This window comes from Telluria sp. ZB4P36 (assembly GCF_059685865.1).
The window spans coordinates 214248-230584 of sequence record NZ_JCASIE010000001.1; the positions used below are offsets into that span (position 1 = coordinate 214248).

General features: G+C 66.5%; 15 protein-coding genes. 2 read left to right on the forward strand and 13 right to left on the reverse strand.

Translation table 11 applies throughout. The features are described from left to right. Positions 1-9: 9 nt before the first annotated feature. The 6 genes from hisS to ndk all read right to left on the reverse strand — a co-directional run bounded on the left by hisS (position 10) and on the right by ndk (position 6158). On the reverse strand, positions 10-1368 hold the full coding sequence (gene hisS, locus AC56LK_RS01035; protein WP_497182710.1) for a histidine--tRNA ligase: 1359 nt from the start codon (positions 1366-1368) through the stop codon (positions 10-12). A 4-nt stretch (positions 1369-1372) separates the two neighbouring features. Continuing rightward, positions 1373-2656, reverse strand: a complete 1284-nt coding sequence (gene ispG / locus AC56LK_RS01040) for a flavodoxin-dependent (E)-4-hydroxy-3-methylbut-2-enyl-diphosphate synthase (RefSeq protein WP_497182711.1) — start codon at positions 2654-2656, stop codon at positions 1373-1375. A 15-nt stretch (positions 2657-2671) separates the two neighbouring features. After that, positions 2672-3679, reverse strand: coding sequence for a RodZ domain-containing protein (locus tag AC56LK_RS01045; protein ID WP_497182712.1), 1008 nt, complete (start codon positions 3677-3679; stop codon positions 2672-2674). A gap of 21 nt (positions 3680-3700) precedes the next feature. Continuing rightward, on the reverse strand, positions 3701-4492 hold the full coding sequence (gene pilW, locus AC56LK_RS01050) for a type IV pilus biogenesis/stability protein PilW (protein ID WP_497182713.1): 792 nt from the start codon (positions 4490-4492) through the stop codon (positions 3701-3703). After that, entirely contained in the window at positions 4492-5664 is a 1173-nt protein-coding gene (gene rlmN / locus AC56LK_RS01055) for a dual-specificity RNA methyltransferase RlmN (RefSeq protein WP_497183036.1), read from the reverse strand. The genes pilW and rlmN overlap by 1 nt, the downstream gene beginning before the upstream one ends. Positions 5665-5744: 80 nt before the next feature. Beyond that, the gene (ndk, locus tag AC56LK_RS01060) at positions 5745-6158 is read right to left on the reverse strand and encodes a nucleoside-diphosphate kinase (protein WP_436105057.1); all 414 of its coding nucleotides are present in this window, start codon (positions 6156-6158) and stop codon (positions 5745-5747) included. A gap of 231 nt (positions 6159-6389) precedes the next feature. Between ndk and AC56LK_RS01065 the strand changes: the two genes are divergently transcribed. Beyond that, complete coding sequence (locus tag AC56LK_RS01065; protein ID WP_497182714.1) at positions 6390-7088, forward strand: Bax inhibitor-1/YccA family protein; 699 nt, start codon at positions 6390-6392, stop codon at positions 7086-7088. Between the two features lie 63 nt (positions 7089-7151). On the opposite strand, the gene rlmD is transcribed toward AC56LK_RS01065, so the two are convergent. The 7 genes from rlmD to AC56LK_RS01100 form a co-directional block, all read right to left on the reverse strand. Beyond that, positions 7152-8522: a 23S rRNA (uracil(1939)-C(5))-methyltransferase RlmD gene (rlmD, locus tag AC56LK_RS01070; RefSeq protein WP_497182715.1), complete on the reverse strand. Its 1371-nt coding sequence runs from the start codon at positions 8520-8522 to the stop codon at positions 7152-7154. Positions 8523-8653: 131 nt separating this feature from the next. Next, complete coding sequence (rpoS, locus tag AC56LK_RS01075; RefSeq protein WP_497182716.1) at positions 8654-9670, reverse strand: RNA polymerase sigma factor RpoS; 1017 nt, start codon at positions 9668-9670, stop codon at positions 8654-8656. Between the two features lie 17 nt (positions 9671-9687). After that, positions 9688-10611: a peptidoglycan DD-metalloendopeptidase family protein gene (locus AC56LK_RS01080; protein ID WP_497182717.1), complete on the reverse strand. Its 924-nt coding sequence runs from the start codon at positions 10609-10611 to the stop codon at positions 9688-9690. Positions 10612-10755: 144 nt separating this feature from the next. After that, positions 10756-11640 (reverse strand): protein-L-isoaspartate(D-aspartate) O-methyltransferase, encoded by an 885-nt coding sequence (locus AC56LK_RS01085; protein ID WP_497182718.1) that lies wholly within the window; start codon positions 11638-11640, stop codon positions 10756-10758. Next, on the reverse strand, positions 11637-12371 hold the full coding sequence (surE, locus tag AC56LK_RS01090) for a 5'/3'-nucleotidase SurE (RefSeq protein ID WP_497182719.1): 735 nt from the start codon (positions 12369-12371) through the stop codon (positions 11637-11639). Before surE ends, AC56LK_RS01085 begins: the two co-directional genes overlap by 4 nt. A gap of 115 nt (positions 12372-12486) precedes the next feature. Next, complete coding sequence (locus AC56LK_RS01095) at positions 12487-14565, reverse strand: tetratricopeptide repeat protein (RefSeq protein ID WP_497182720.1); 2079 nt, start codon at positions 14563-14565, stop codon at positions 12487-12489. A gap of 11 nt (positions 14566-14576) precedes the next feature. Beyond that, positions 14577-15185 (reverse strand): toll/interleukin-1 receptor domain-containing protein, encoded by a 609-nt coding sequence (locus tag AC56LK_RS01100; RefSeq protein WP_497182721.1) that lies wholly within the window; start codon positions 15183-15185, stop codon positions 14577-14579. Between the two features lie 177 nt (positions 15186-15362). On the opposite strand from AC56LK_RS01100, the gene AC56LK_RS01105 reads away from it, so the two are divergent. Further along, positions 15363-16337 (forward strand): NADPH:quinone oxidoreductase family protein, encoded by a 975-nt coding sequence (locus AC56LK_RS01105; protein WP_497182722.1) that lies wholly within the window; start codon positions 15363-15365, stop codon positions 16335-16337.

Genomic DNA, 16337 nt, shown 5'->3' on the forward strand with positions numbered 1-16337 from the left:
TGTCAGCGCTTACGGACGGTGGTGATGTCCGTGCTCATTGCAATTTTCGTCGTCGCAGTCGTGCCCGCCGCCGCCGACGATCTGGTCGACCACGTAGTCGACCACTTCCTCGAAGGCGACCTTGGCCTGCTGCTGCTCGCCCGCTTCGCCACGCATGGCTTTCACGACAGCCTGGCCGGAGGCGATCTCGTCGTCGCCGATGATCACGGCAAACGAGGCGCCGCTGCCGTCGGCCTTCTTCATCTGGCTCTTGAAGCTGCCCGCCCCTGCCGGCGTTGCGCAATGTAACACAACATCCAGGCCGGCATCGCGGAGGCGCTCGCCCAGGATGAAGGCCTGCAGCTGGGCGTCCTCGCCCTGGTGCACCATGTACACGTCGCACTGGCTCGGCGCCTGGGTTTCGCCCAGGCCCTTCATCAGCTCGATGATGCGCTCGATGCCCATCGCGAAGCCGACCGCAGGCGTCGCCTTGCCGCCGAACTGCTCGATCAGCGGATCGTAGCGGCCGCCGGCGCAGATGGTGCCCTGCGAGCCCAGTTCGTCGGTGACCCACTCGAACACGGTGCGGTTGTAGTAGTCCAGGCCGCGCACCAGGCGCGGGTTGATGGTGTACTGGACCGCATTGCGGTCGAGGATGTTCTTCAGGCCGTTCAGGTGGGCCTGCGACTCTTCGCCCAGGTAGTCGAGCAGCTTGGGCGCGCCGTTGACCATCTCCTGCATGGCCGGGTTCTTGGTGTCCAGGATGCGCAGCGGGTTGCTGTGCAGGCGGCGCTTGGCCTCGGCGTCGAGGATGTCCTCGTGCTTTTCGAGATAGGCGATCAGGTCGGCGCGGTGGCGCAGGCGCTCGTCGGCATTGCCGATCGAGTTCAGCTCGAGGCGCACGTTCTGCAGGCCGAGGTCGTCCCACAGGCGGCGGCACAGCATGATCAGCTCGGCGTCGATGTCCGGACCCGAGAAGCCCACGGCTTCGGCGCCGAACTGGAAGAACTGGCGGTAGCGGCCGCGCTGCGGACGCTCGTGGCGGAACATCGGGCCCTTGTACCAGAGACGCTTGGGGCCGTCGTACACGAGGTTGTGCTCGATCACCGCGCGCACGGCGCCGGCGGTACCTTCCGGGCGCAGGGTCAGCTGGTCGCCGTTCATCGAGTCTTCGAAGGAGTACATCTCCTTCTCGACGATGTCGGTGACCGCGCCGATGGCGCGTGCAAACAGGCTGGTGTCCTCGACGATCGGCGTGACGATCTTCTGGTAGCCGTAGCTTTTGAGGATGGTTTCGGCGGTGTTCTCGAACAGCTCCCACATCGGTGCGTCTTGCGGGAGGATGTCGTTCATGCCTTTGACGGCGACGATTTTTTCTGGTTTGGACATAGTCTTATTCTGTAATAGCTTCGCGGCTGTAATTCTTTTTGACGTAATCCAGCACGATGGTCTTGAACTCATCCACGATGCGCTCGCCGCGCAGGGTGGCGAACTTCTGGCCGTCGACGAACACCGGCGCCGCCGGCGATTCACCCGTGCCCGGCAGGCTGATGCCGATGTTGGCGTGCTTCGATTCGCCCGGGCCGTTCACGATGCAGCCCATCACGGCCACGTTCATCGCTTCCACGCCCGGATAGGTCTTCTTCCATTCCGGCATCTGCTCGCGCAGGAAGGTCTGGATGTTGTCCGCCAGCTCCTGGAACACGGTGGACGTGGTACGGCCGCAGCCCGGGCAGGCGATCACCATCGGGGTGAACTTGCGCAAGCCCATGGTCTGCAGGATCTCCTGGCCGACCACGACCTCTTTCGTGCGGTCGCCGCCCGGTTCCGGGGTCAGCGAGATGCGGATGGTGTCCCCGATGCCTTCCTGCAGCAGCACCGACAGCGCGGCGGTCGAGGCGACGATGCCCTTGCTGCCCATGCCGGCTTCGGTCAGGCCCAGGTGCAGCGGGTAGTCGCAGCGGCGCGCCAGTTCGCGGTAGACCGCGATCAGGTCCTGCACGCCCGAGACCTTGCACGACAGGATGATCTTGTCGCGCGCCAGGCCGACTTCCTCGGCCCGCACGGCGTTCTCGATCGCCGAGGTGATCAGGGCTTCGTACATCACGGCCTGGGCGCTCCACGGATTCGCGCGCGAGGCGTTCTCGTCCATGATGCGGGCAAGCAGGGACTGGTCCAGCGAGCCCCAGTTGACGCCGATGCGCACCGGCTTGTCGTATTTGGCGGCGATCTCGATCATCTGGGCGAACTGGGTGTCGCGCTTGGCGCCCTGCCCCACGTTGCCCGGATTGATGCGGTACTTCGACAGCGCCTGTGCGCATTCCGGATAGTCGCGCAGCAGCAGGTGGCCGTTGTAGTGGAAGTCGCCGACCAGCGGGGTGTCGATCTCCATGCGGTCGAGCTGCTCGCGGATCGCCGGCACCGCGGCCGCCGCTGCCGGCGTGTCCACGGTAATGCGCACGATCTCGGAACCGGCGCGCGCCAGTTCCTTGACCTGGATCGCGGTGCCGATCACGTCGGCCGTGTCGGTATTCGTCATCGACTGCACCACGACCGGCGCGTCGCCGCCGACCCAGACCTTGCGCTCGCCATGCGAGACCAGCACTTTGCGGCTGGCGCGGCGCGCCAGCGGACCCGAGGGAATCGGTTCTCCGATGCAGGGTTCGTTCACCATCATGTTCCGTTCCATTGCTTACTTCAAAGACACTTGTGCGAATTTCTTGCCCGGCGCCTGCTCCAGGCTGACAGCCGAACCACGCAGGGTCGCCGTCACGGCGCCAGGATTACCGACGGTCAGGGTGACCGGTCCGGCGACGTCAACGGTTTCCGTCGAGCCGGCCTTGACCTCGCGCCAGATCAGCGGCTTGCCGCCGCCGGCCGGACGGACACCGATCCAGGCATCCTCACGCACGTTCAGCACCAGCGCGTTGCCACCGGCGCCTGCCGGCGCAGTTGCCGGCGCTGCCGGTACCGTGGTGACGGGCGCCGCCAGCGTCGCCGCCGCTGCCGGCGGCGTCGTGGTCGCCGGTGTGGCGCCTGGCGCGGCAGCTGGCGGAGTGGTTGCGGCCGGCGCCGCCGTTGCCGGTGCGGCGCCGCCCTCGGTTGCCGGCGCCGGTACCGAGATCAGCGGCACCGACGGGTTCAGCAGCGGATCCTGGGCGCTCGCTGCGGCGCCGTTCGGCGTGAGCGGCGCCACGGCGGGCGTCTCGAGCCCGGCGCCGGCATCGGCTTCCAGCGGACGGCTGCCCGGGATCAGGCCGAAGTGCCAGAGTGCGGCGCCGGCGGCGGCCAGGACCACGGCGCCGGCGATCAGGCCGACCGGCACCTTGTTGCGCTTGCCGCCGATCGGGAAGCGGCTCTGCGAGAACGACGTGGGACGCTGTTCGCGGCGCGGAACCGAAGCGGTCGCGCCGGCCAGGGCTTCCGGCGGCATGTTCATCTCGATCTTGGCCACCAGCGGGGCGGCGTCGATCTTCAGCAGCTTGGCGTAGGCGCGCACGAAGCCGCGCGTCACGGCCGGGCTCGGAAGCGAGGCATAGTCGCCCGCTTCCAGCGCTACCACCTGGCGCGGCGCCAGCTTCAGCTGGTCGGCCACCTGCTCCACGCTCCAGCCCATCGCTTCGCGCTGGGACTGCAGGGTCTTGCCGGGAAGGCCTGCATCGTTGCCCGGCGTCGCCGGCTGGTCTGCTTGCTCGTTCATTGTGCTGGTCTCACTCTAGATTCACTCATCAAATGCGCCGCGCTCGAACGCCGCGTACTCCGGCGAGCCGGGGAAGCGCCGCCGCAGCTGGGCTGCCAGGCTGGCTTCCTGGCTCCGGTCACCCAGCTTGCGCTGCACGCGCAGCGCCAGCCAGAGCGCGTCGGCCGAGAGGTTGTCGAGTTTCGACGTCTCGATCAGGCGATTGATGAAAAAACCGGCGCGCTGGTAGTCGCGCCGCTCGTAATAGGTCCGCGCAAGGCCGGCATTGGTGGCCTGCAGGTCGGGGTTGTAGCGCACGGCTTCGAGCAGGTAGCGCTCGGCGGCCAGGAAATTCTTGCTGCGGATGCTGCACAGGCCGGCGTTCACCAGCGCGCTCACCGGGGTCTGGTAGGCCCGGTTGCGCAGCGCCGTATCGAAGTAAGGCATGGCCTGGGCCGGCTTGTTCAGCGACTGGCACAGGAAGGAGCCGTAGTTGTTCGACAGGTCCGGGTTGCCCGGATTCAGGCGCAACGCGGTCTGGTAGTTCTCGTCGGCCAGCGGCAGATGGCCCATCGCGGTGTAGATCAGGGCGCGCAGGCCGTAGGCCTCGGCATTGCCCGGCTCGGCGGCGATCGCCTGCTTGACTTCGTCCAGCGCGATCTCGAGCTTGCCCTGCTGGTAATAGCCGACCGCCAGCTGCATGCGGATCGAGGCGCGCTTTTCCGCCGCCGTCTGGTCCGACGCGGTCTTCAGTTCGCCGCCGCCATTGCTGGCGCAGCCGGCCAGCAAGGCAAGGGCAAACAGGAGCGCGGCGCCGCCGGCTTTGCTACCCATCAGGAAGGGATCTCCACGATGCGCCCGAAGTCGGCGCCGAACTTCTTCTGGTACTCAGCCATCTTTTCCATGCGCTCGGCCACGCGGGTGCGGTCCTGCACCTCGCCGGCCAGCTGGCCGCAGGCGGCATCGATGTCGTCGCCGCGCGTCTTGCGCACGGTGGTGACGATGCCGGCATCCATCAGCACCTGGGCGAAGGCCTTGATGCGCGGGTTCTTCGAACGCGTCAGGCCCGATTCCGGGAAGGGGTTGAAGGGGATCAGGTTGAACTTGCAGTTCACGCCGACCACCGGATCGTTCACCAGGGCGATCAGTTCGCGCGCGTGCTCGTCGGAATCGTTGAAGCCGTCGAGCATGCAGTATTCGAAGGTGATGAAGTCGCGCGGGGCGAATTCCAGGTAGCGCTTGCACGCGGCCAGCAGTTCGCGCAGCGGGTACTTTTTGTTGAGCGGCACCAGGATGTCGCGCAGCGCGTCGTTCGACGCGTGCAGCGACACGGCCAGGGCCACCGGCACGTCCTGCGACAGCTTGTCGATGTTCGGGACCACGCCAGAGGTCGACAGGGTCACGCGGCGGCGCGACAGGCCGTAGGCGTTATCGTCGAGCATCAGCTTGAGCGCGGTCGCGGTCGGCTCGTAGTTGAGCAGCGGCTCGCCCATGCCCATCATGACCACATTGGTGATCTGGCGTTCGCCCTTCGGGCCCGGCTCGATGCCCTTGGTACGGCGCAGCTCGAACTCGGCCATCCACAGCTGGCCGATGATTTCGGCCACGGTGAGGTTGCGGTTGAAGCCCTGCTTGCCGGTCGAGCAGAAGCGGCAATTGACGGCGCAGCCGGCCTGCGTGGAGATGCACAGCGTGCCGCGGTTTTCTTCCGGGATGAACACGGTTTCCACGGCATTGCCATTGCCGACGTCGACCAGCCACTTGCGGGTGCCGTCGGACGAGGTATGGTCGCTGATGATGCCCGGCGCACGGATCTCGGCGCGGGTTTTCAGTTTTTCGCGCAGCGACTTGGCCAGGTCGGTCATCTCGTCGAAGTCGGCCGCACCGAACTGGTGGATCCAGCGCTGCAGCTGCTTGGCGCGGAACGGCTTCTCACCCAGCTCGGCACAATACGCGACGAGTTGCGCGGGATCGAAGTCCAGCAGGTTGGTGAGAGTCGTCATGATAAATCCTGTATCTTTCCAAATAACCCCGCTCGCGCCGGCCTTGGGCCGCGGGCGAGCGGTTCTTGATGCAATAAAACCGATTACTTCAGTTCTGGGAAGAAGTAAGCGATTTCAACTTTTGCAGCTTCGACAGCGTCCGAACCGTGCACGGCGTTGGCATCGATCGAATCGGCGAAATCGGCGCGGATGGTGCCCTTCTCTGCCTTCTTCGGATCGGTAGCGCCCATCAGGTCACGGTGCGCCAGGACGGCGTTCTCGCCTTCCAGGGCCTGGATCATGACCGGACCCGACACCATGAAGTTCACCAGGTCGTTGAAGAAGCCGCGCTCCTTGTGAGCAGCGTAGAAGCCTTCAGCCTGTTCGCGGGTCAGCTGGGTCATGCGGGCAGCAACGATCTTCAGGCCGGCGTTTTCGAAACGGGTGTAGATCTGGCCGATCACGTTTTTCGCGACTGCGTCAGGCTTGATGATGCTCAGGGTGCGTTCGATTGCCATGTAAAAACTCCAATAAAAAGAAAGGTTTAAATCGAGAACTTGATTAAAATTTGGACCTCAATCAACCTTTAATTTTACCATACATCCCTCATATAGCCGATATTGCGGCACTGGCAAGCAAAGTGGTAGAGTGGCAGAGCAAAATCGTCCTGGTTTCAGCCCTGCTTAAGGTTTGACTAAGCTTGGCCTTGTATGTTTTCAGTGACGCTCATCCACTAACCGGAGGCATAAATGTTCCCTAACTCGCAACCACGCAGCACGATCGACCTGACCAAAGCCGGTCGGGGCCAGGTCGCGCGTAACAACGTCCTGCGCAACACCTACTGGCTGCTTGCGCTGTCGATGATCCCGACCGTCCTCGGCGCCTTCATCGGCGTATCGATGGAACTGCCGATGCTCAGCGGCGGCATCGGCTTCATCATCTTCCTGGCTATCGCGTTCGGCTTCATGTTCGCGATCGAAAAGACCAAGCACTCGGCGGTCGGCGTAGCCGTGCTGCTCGGCTTCACCTTCTTCATGGGCCTGATGCTGACCCCGCTGCTGCGCCACACCCTGGGCTACAGCAACGGCGGCACCCTGATCATGACCGCCTTCGGCGGCACCGCCTGCGTGTTCGCGGTGATGGCCAGCATCGCCAGCACCACCAAGCGCGATTTCTCGGGCATGGGCAGCTGGCTGATGGCCGGCGTGATCGTGATCCTGCTGGCCGCGGTGGCCAACATCTTCCTGCAGATGTCGGCGCTGTCGATCGTGATCTCGATGCTGGCAATCGGCATCTTCTCGGCCTTCATCCTGTATGACGTGCAGCGCATTATCAACGGCGGCGAGACCAACTACATCTCGGCGACGCTGGCGATCTACCTGGACGTGTACAACATCTTCACCAGCCTGCTGCACCTGCTGGGCATTGCCGGCGGCGACCGCGACTAAGCGGACTCTGCTTGAATGAAAAAGCCGACCATCTGGTCGGCTTTTTCTTTGCTTGCGTAGCGCTCAAGCGACTTCAGCCGGCGCAACGGGCTTCTCACCCAGCTCGAACACCGCAATCGACTCCACGTGCGAGGTATGCGGGAACATATTGCACACACCCGCCTTCTTCAGCACATAACCCGCCTTGTGCACCAGGATGCCGGCGTCGCGCGCCAGCGTCGACGGGCTGCAGGACACGTACACGATCCGCTGCGGCATCAGTTCCTCATGGGTCTCGCGCAGGTCGGCCAGCGCCAGCGACAGCGCCATGGCGCCGTCGCGCGGCGGGTCGACCAGCATGCGGTCGAATTTGCCGAGCGCGACCAGGTCTTCCTTCGTCACTTCGAACAGGTTGCGGGTCGAGAACGAGGTCTTCGCCGCCAGCCCGTTGGCCTGCGCATTCTCCAGCGCACGCGTGGTCAGGGCCGTACTGCCCTCGATGCCGACCACTTCGCGCGCCTGGGTCGCCAGCGGCAGCGTGAAGTTGCCCAGGCCGCAGAACAGGTCGGCCACGCGCTCGCCCGGCTGCACCTCGAGCAGGCGCAGCGCCTTCGCCACCAGCACGCGGTTGATCTGGTGGTTCACCTGGGTGAAGTCGGTCGGCTTGAAGGGCATGCGGATGCCGAATTCCGGCAGCGTGTAGTACAGCTCCTTGCCCAGAGGGTAGTACGGATAGGCGGTGTCCGGGCCCTTCGGCTGCAGCCACCACTGGATGTTCCATTTGTCGGCGAAGGCTTTCGCCAGCACCTCGTCCGCAGCGCTCAGCGGCGCCATGATGCGCAGCACCAGCACCGTGACCTCTTCGCCGATCGCGACCTCGATCTGCGGCAGCTGGTTGTAGATCGACAGCTGGCCGATGAATTCGCGCAGCGGCACGATCAGCTGGGCGACGTGGTCGGGCAGGATCTCGCAATAGATGATGTCGGCCACGTAGGACGAGGCCCGCTCGTGGAAGCCGACCAGCACCCCGCCCTTCTTGGCCACATGGCGCACCGACAGGCGCGCGCGGTAGCGGTAGTCCCAGGTCGGACCGTACAGCGGGCGCATGATGTTCTCGGACTTGACCTTGCCGAGGTGCCAGAGGTTGTCCTCGAGGACGCGCTGCTTCATCGCGACCTGGGCCGAGGGCTCCAGGTGCTGCATCGAGCAGCCGCCGCAGTAGCCGAAGTGCTTGCATTTCGGCTCGACGCGCATCGACGAGGCGCGCTGCAGCGTGACCATACGGCCCGACTCCCAGTTCTTCTTCTTGCGCAGGGTTTCAAAGCTGACGCGCTCGCCCGGCAGCGCGCCTTCGACGAAGATCACCTTGCCCTGGCTGCCGTCTTCGTTCTCGAGGTGGCCGACGCCGCGCGCGTCCGCATCCAGGGATTTGATGTCGATGAAAATTTCTTGCATGGTGGCGGAAAATAGGAGTGGGCACAGGACTGGCTGTGCGGGGAGTTCGCAAATAAAAAATGGGCGTGTGCGCCCGGCGGGCATGATAGCAAGGAAATCGGGTGGGCGCTACAAGGGGCCGGCCGCCCAGCCTATAGCAGCGAATCGCGCACCACGCCGCGCGCCGCCATCGCCCGCTTGAGCTTGACCAGCGCCTCCTGCTGGATCTGGCGCACCCGCTCGCGCGTCACGCCCATCTCTTCGGCCAGGGTCTCCAGCGTGGCCGGATCGTCGTTGTCCAGCCCGAAACGCCGCGTCACCACCAGGCGCTGCTTGTCCGGCAGGCGCGCCAGCCAGTCGCGCACCAGGACCGTCATCTCGTGCTGCTCGGCGCGCACGTCGGGGCTGGCCTCGCCGTCGTCGGGCAGCATGTCCATCAGGGTGGAGGTAGGATCGTTGTCGAGCGGGGCGTCGAGCGAGGCAGCGTGTTCGGACAGGGCCAGGATGTCCTGCACCTCTTCCACCGGACGCCCCACCAGGCTGGCGATGTCCTCGCACGAGGCTTCCTTGCCGTCGTGCTTCTGGGCTTCGAGATGGTACTTGGCGCGCAGGACCTGGTTCAGCTCGCGCACCATGTGCACCGGCAGGCGCACGGTGCGCGCCTGGTTCATGATGGCGCGTTCGATGCTCTGGCGGATCCACCAGGTAGCGTAGGTGGAAAAGCGGAAACCGCGCTCGGGCTCGAACTTGTCGATCGCGCGCATCAGGCCGATGTTGCCTTCTTCGATCAGGTCGAGCAGCACGACGCCGCGGTTGATGTAGTGCTTGGCGATCGAGACGACCAGGCGCAGATTATGCTCGATCATCTTCTGGCGCGCCGCGAAGTCGCCGGCCTTGGCCAGCGTGGCGACCTGGACTTCCTCGCCCGCGCTCAGGAGCGGGCGGGTGCCGATCTGGTTGAGGTAGTGCTGGGTGGTGTCGGTGGCGAGCTCGGCCTGCAAGACCTTGCGCAGCTCGTCCACCGTCTCGACCAGGGTGTCGATTTGCGGGCCGCCCGGCAAGGCCTCCGCCGCGTCGACCGCGTCAGCCGCAAGCGCACCTTCGTGCTCCGGTTCGTCCGGAAACTCGTCTGTGTCCTGCGGGTCCAGCGAGTGCGGCGGCTGCGTCATACCATTTTTTCAAACCTCTAACGACCGGGCAGGAACCTCGACGGGTCGACTGGTTTGCCCTGTTGGCGTATCTCGAAATGCAATTTCACCGAGTCGGCGTCGGAATCGCCCATTTCCGCGATCATCTGGCCCTTGGCCACGTTGTCGCCTTCCTTGACGACGATCTTGCGGTTGTGCGCGTAAGCCGACAGCAGGCTGTTGTTGTGCTTGACGATGACGAGATTACCATAACCCCGGATACCACTGCCAGCGTACATCACCTTGCCGGCGCCTGCCGCCACCACCTGCTGGCCGGGACGGCCGGCGATGTCGATGCCCTTGTTGCGGCCTTCGTCGAAGGTGGCGACGATGCGGCCGTCGGCCGGCCACATCCAGCTCAGCCTGTCGTCGGCGTTCGCGGTCACGGTGCTGCCGGCGGCGATCGCCGGGGCCGGGGCCGCCGGCGCAGGCGCTGGCGCGGCCGGGCGGACCGGCTCGGTGCGTGCGGGCGCGCTCGGCTGGCTGGCGGCGACGTTGTCGTTGTAGGGCTGCTTGTCGGCGCGCGGTTCGGTCTTGCGCGGCGGCGTGGCCGGGGGCGGCACCGGCACCGGCTGGGTCTGCATGTTGGCGGTACGCTCGCCGCGTTCCGGCGCCGACACGCGCAGGGTCTGGCCGACCTTGATGTCGTCCGGGTCGCGCAGGTTGTTCCAGGCGACGATGTCGCGGTAGTTCTCGCCGTGGTCCAGCGCGATGCGCAGCAGGGTGTCGCCGCGGCGCACGGTGTACATGCCCTTCTCGTCCTGTTTCGGTTCTTCGACACGGGCGGCCGGAGCCGGACGCGCCTGCGACGCCGTCGGCGTCGCGGTGCGTTCGACGACCGGCGCCTGGCGCGTCAGGGAGTTACAGCCGGCCAGCAGGCCGAGGGCGAGGGTGAGCAGTGCTAATCGGGGTGCTTGGTTCATTGTCTTTCTGTTTTCTGTTCATGTTCTATGGCCGTGCCGGCAAGACCTGGCTCTTCAACGCGGGCGAGGCCGGCTGGGTTGACCCGGCAGTTCGGAACAGGCCGAGCCGACGCGGCGCGCCATGCGGCACGCCGCCGTGACACGCTAGATTGTGCCGGGACGCAGCGGCACGAAGTGGCATGCTTCCAGCGTTTCGCTGGCCCACTCGCTCTTGCCGATACGGGTGATACGTTGCAGGTGCTGGACCTGGGCGCCAACCGGTGCGACCAGGTGCGCGCCGATGGCCAGTTGTTCGAGCAGGGCTTGCGGTACTTCGAGTCCCGCGGCTGCGAGGATGATGCCGTCGAATGGTGCAACCTGCGGCAAGCCTAGCATACCATCGCCGTATTGCAAACGCAGGTTCGAAATCCTCAGCGGCCGCAGGTTGGTCTTGGCCAGCTCGTGCAGCGGCTTGATGCGTTCGATCGAGTAGACTTCGCGCGCGACGAAGGACAGTACCGCGGCCTGGTAGCCGCAGCCGGTGCCGATCTCGAGCACCCGGCCGAGCTTCTCTCCACCGCGCATTGCTTCACGCATTGCCTCGATCATGCGGGCCACGATGTAGGGCTGCGAAATCGTCTGGTTGTGCCCGATCGGCAGCGAGGCATCGATGTACGCCTGGGCCGACAGGGCCGGCTCGATGAACAGGTGGCGCGGCACCGCTTCCATCGCACCCAGCACGACGCCGTCCTTGACGCCCTGGCGCGCCACGCGCGCCACCATGGCGCGCCGCACCGCTTCCGACGCCATCAGGTCGGAACGCTGGGCGACCGGCGCCGCAGTCTGGTGCGCCTGCGCGTAGCCCGGCGGGCGCGGCGACGGCGCCAGGGCCGCGGGCGGCTGGGCGGCGCCCTTGTTCACCGCCGTGTGCGCGGCATTGCGGGTCGCGGTCTGCGGCGTGGCCACCGTCGCCGTGATGCCCGGCTTGCGCACCGCGCCGCCGGTCACCGACGACAGCGGCAGCGGAAAGGTGCTGCGCTTGTCGCTCATACGATCCCCCGCAGCAGTTCCAGCTGGGCCCGGTGGGTCAGGTCGATCTGCAGCGGCGTGATCGACACGCAGCCCTGCGCGGTGGCATGGAAATCGGTGCCCTCGCCCGCATCGCGGCAGGCGCCTGGCGCGCCGATCCAGAAGATCTCGCGGCCGCGCGGATCCTGCGCGCGGACGACCGGCTCGGCCTGGTGACGGCGCCCGAGGCGCGAGGGCGTCAGCGGGCCGATCTCGTCGTACGGCAGGTTCGGGATGTTCACGTTGAACAGGAAGGGCAGCTCGAGCTTGTCGAAACGGCGCTCGACGATCTCGCGCGCGACCCTGGCCGCGGCGTCGACGTGGGCCCAGCCCGGATTCACCTGCGAAAACGCGATCGCGGGGATGCCGAACAAATAGGCCTCGGTGGCGGCGGCGACAGTGCCCGAATACAGGGTGTCGTCGCCCATGTTCTGGCCATTGTTGATGCCGGAGACGACCAGGTCGGGCAGCGCATCGCCCATCGCGGTCAGGGCGATGTGGACGCAGTCGGTCGGCGTGCCATTGACAAAATGGAAGCCGTTAGCAGCCTTCTGGACCGACAGCGGACGGTCCAGCGTCAACGAATTCGACGCACCCGAGCGGTTGCTGTCGGGTGCGACCACCACGATGTCCGCGATCGCGGACAAGGCATCGGCCAGCGCGCTGATACCGGGCGCCAGGTAGCCGTCATCGTTACTGATAAGAATTCGCATGTTTGCGATTTTACCTGAAGCAACGCCTCCCTCGTTCGCCGCCGGCGCTATTTTTGTTGCCCGGTGGAGATTTTTTTAAGTCATAGAATTGTCACTCCGGCAAGCACATTGATCGCTAAGACAATGCCGGGGGGGGCCTTGCTCCCGCCCTGACCAGCGCCCCCTCCAGGGAGGAAACCAGGTCCTTGTTGAAGGCCAGTGCGGCGTCCTTGTCCCCGTCCTGCAGGTAGACTTGCTCGATCATCTCGGCCCCGCGCTTGCGTAGCGGAAGTGCCACACTCGGCCACTGCACCGAATGGCGCAGGCTGTCGGCCAGGGCGCGCGCTTCGCGCTTGCTGTCGCTGTCGATCAGAGCCTGCAATTGCGCGAGCTGGCGCTGCAGGCCGTCGAGGGCGGGATGCCCGTCGGGTTCGCCAGGCCCGTTCCCGTGTCGGATCCCGATACCGCGCACCGCCGCCATGTCGCCCTGGGCCGCGTAGATTCCGGCCAGGGCTGCGCGCGCCCGCAGCGTCGGCGGCGCCCAGGCGCCGTCATGGCGCTCGCGCGCGCGCATCACGCCTTCGAACAGCCGCCGGGCATTGCCGAGGTCGCCCATCTCGCCGAGCAGCCGGGCCAGCCGCTCGCCGCAGCGCAGGCTGTCTTCATGTTCGCTGCCCTGCAGCCGGCGGCGGCCGTCGAGCACGCGCTCGAACAGGATCCGTGCGCGGTCGTTCTCGTGCTGCCCGTCCAGGGTGAGGGCCAGCGCTTCGAGGCTGTCGAGCGTGGCCGGATGGGCATCGCCCCACAGGCGCTCGCAGGCGGCGACCACCTGTTCGTGCAGCGCCAGCGCCCGCTCGCCCTCGCCCAGCCGGCCGAGCACGGATGCCAGGGCGGAGCGTGCCGCCAGCGTCTCGGGATGGTCGGCGCCCACGCTGCGCGCGCAGGCCTGGGCCAGCAGCTCGTAGGCGGGGCGCGCGTCCTTCAGGCGGCCGCTGGCGAGCTGCAGGTCGGCCAGGGCCCGCAGGCCGGCGCGCACCGCGGCATGCTCGCCGCCATGCGCGGCGCGGCGCAGGTCCAGGCTTTCGCGCAGCAGCGCGCCGGCTTCATGGAAGCGCCCTTCTTCCTGGCATCGCACGCCCAGTTGCGCCAGCAGTCCGGCCAGGGCTGCGCGGTCCCGGTCTTGCGCGCGCGCCTCCGCGAGCCGCCTGCGCAGCCGGATCTCGTCCAGCGACTGCCACGGGAACCAGGCCCGCCCGAACCAGGACAGCAGGCAGGCGGCCGGCCGCGCCAGCGCCTGGCGCGCGCTGTCGGGACCGGGAATGGCCACCGCCTCGCACAGCGGCAGCTGGACTTCGTCGAACCAGCTGTCCAGGCGCAGCCAGCCGATGCCATAGGCGCCGCGCAGCAGCGCTTCGAGACGCGGCTGGTAGCCGGCCTGGCCCGGGGCAGGGTCGCCGCGCCGCCAGCGCTGGCCCGGATCGCTGCGCGCGCCGTCGGCGGCGCAAGCGACCGGATAGACCAGCAAGGGACGATGCTCGTCTTCATGCGTGCCGCGGTAGTCGATGGCGCGCTCCACCACCCCTTCGAGCCCCTCGAGGCTGCCGGGAGCCGGCGTAAACAGGCCCACCAGCCGGTCGGACAGCAGCGTGGTGCAGGCGCTGACCGCCGCCGAGCGGCCGGCGCTGCCGGCCACCAGTACGTGGCCGAAGTGCGCGGCCAGGCGCGCGCCCAGGCGGCGCAGCAGGGCCGGACAGGCATCGAACAGGGCGACCCAGTCGAGGCGCTCGGCGCGCTCGGCATAGCCGTCGTCGAAGCGGCCGGCGCGCATCAGGTAGAGCGGGCGGCGGCCATCGGCCAGGCGGATGTAGCGGCGCCAGTCGACGGCATCGAGGATGGCGTCTGCAATGTCTTCGGCGCCGTCGTCGCGGGCGATGCGGCGGCGCTGCAGCTCCTCGCGCAGCGCGCCCATGTAGTCCACCAGGCCCGGCGGCTCAGGCTCGGTGTCGCCCGGCGGATCGTCCAGGTAGTGGTGGAGCGAAGGCGATGCGAGGTCCCAGTCGATCATCAGCACCGGCGCCGCGGACGGAGCGCCGGCCAGCTGCAGCGCCATGGCGGCCAGCAGGCCGTTGCGGGCGGGACCGCCTTCGTAGGAATAAAAGGTGCTCACCTGGCCGGGGCTGTCCAGCGGTAGAAGCGGAGAGCGGTTCTGTTCCATGGAGCTCCTCATTATTTTTTTGGAAAAGTCAGGCTTGGCAGCGCGCGCCATTCTGGTGGGACATCGGGGAGCACGAATTGGTTGCAGTCGTGGCCGGGTGGCGTATGCTTTTTTTGGCACTGGTAGTGCGTGGCGATGCGCTCGACCATCTTGTCGATGTCGGGCAGGAAGTCGGGATTCGACTTGAGGTCGCTAGTCGCCATCGTGAAGTGCGAGAAGTCGACGTAGAAAGTGTTCTCGGTAATTTCGAGCGGCAGCGACTCGGGATGCCGCGTCATGATGACCGGAATGATCAGGCGGCTCGGCAAGCTGTACCAGGCTGAGCGCTCGCGCTCGAGCTCGCGCATGGCCGCGTACTCGCGGCGGGTGTAGGCATGCGCCTCGTACTTGGGCGTGTAGATCAGGATCATGCAGACGCTCTCGCACATGGCGCGTGCGATCTTGCGGTCGAGGTCGTCGCCGCCGCCCAGCTGTTCGGTGTCGATAAACAGTTCGTCTTCGTTGTCGAAGTGAGGTTCGAGATAGCAGCGCAGCGCGTCGGCCAGGGCGGTCTTGAACCGTTTCATCAGGTCGTGCCTGCCGTGTGCGTAGCTGAAGAAACTACCGTAACGGATCGCCATGCCTGCCCCCCATTCTCTTTGGAACCAGTGGTTCACTATTCGACTCTAGCGTTACCGACCCCGGCCATTTTGCGGGCGCACAAGTGCGCCGGCGGACTCGTCTGCATAGTCCGCGCATCGGCATCAGGCATAATTCCGCCCATTAAATAACACGCGATTGAAGATGAAGGAGAACAAATGAAAGCCGTGCGTTGCAAGGATTGGGGCCCGATCGACAGCCTCGTGATCGAGGACCTGCCCGGCCTGGTGCCGGGGGCCGGCGAAGTGCTGGTCGATGTGAAAGCGGCGGGCGTGAATTTTCCTGACGTGTTGACGGTGCAGGGCAAATACCAGGTGCGGCCCGCCCTGCCCTTCACGCCGGGGAACGAGTTCGCCGGCACGGTGCGCGCCGTGGGCGAAGGCGTCACAGCCTTCGCGCCGGGCCAGCCGGTGATCGGCTTCACCCGCACCGGCGCCTTCGCCGAGCAGGCCCTGGCCCCGGTGGAAGCCTTGATGCCGATACCGCCCGGCATGGACTTCGATACCGCCGCGGCGATCACGCTCACCTACGGCACCTCGCACCACGCCGTGGTCGACCGCGCCGCCCTGCAGCCGGGCGAGACCATGCTGGTGCTGGGCGCCGCCGGCGGCGTCGGGCTGGCCGCCATCGAGATCGGCAAGGCGCTCGGCGCGCGCGTGATCGCGGCGGCCTCGAGCGACGAGAAGCTGGCAATCTGCCGCGCGCACGGCGCCGATGCGGTGATCAATTACGAGAAGGAAGACTTGCGCGAGGCGATCAAGGCGGCGACCAACGGCCGTGGGCCAGACGTGGTCTACGACCCGGTCGGCGGCCCCTACAGCGAACCGGCGCTGCGCTCGATCGCCTGGCGCGGACGGCACCTGGTGGTGGGCTTCGCAGCGGGCGAGATCCCCAGGCTGCCGTGGAACCTGATGCTGCTGAAGGGCGCCTCGGTGATCGGCGTGTTCTGGGGGGATTTCGTGCGCAAGGAGCCGCAGGCCAACCAGGCGGCGATGCGGGAGATGCTGGCGTGGATGGCGGAAGGGAAGCTCAAGCCGCTGGTGTCGGCGCGGTACAGGCTGGAGGATACGGCGCAGGCATTGAAGGACATGGCGGCGCGCAAGGTCACCGGCAAAGTCGTCATCACGCCCTAG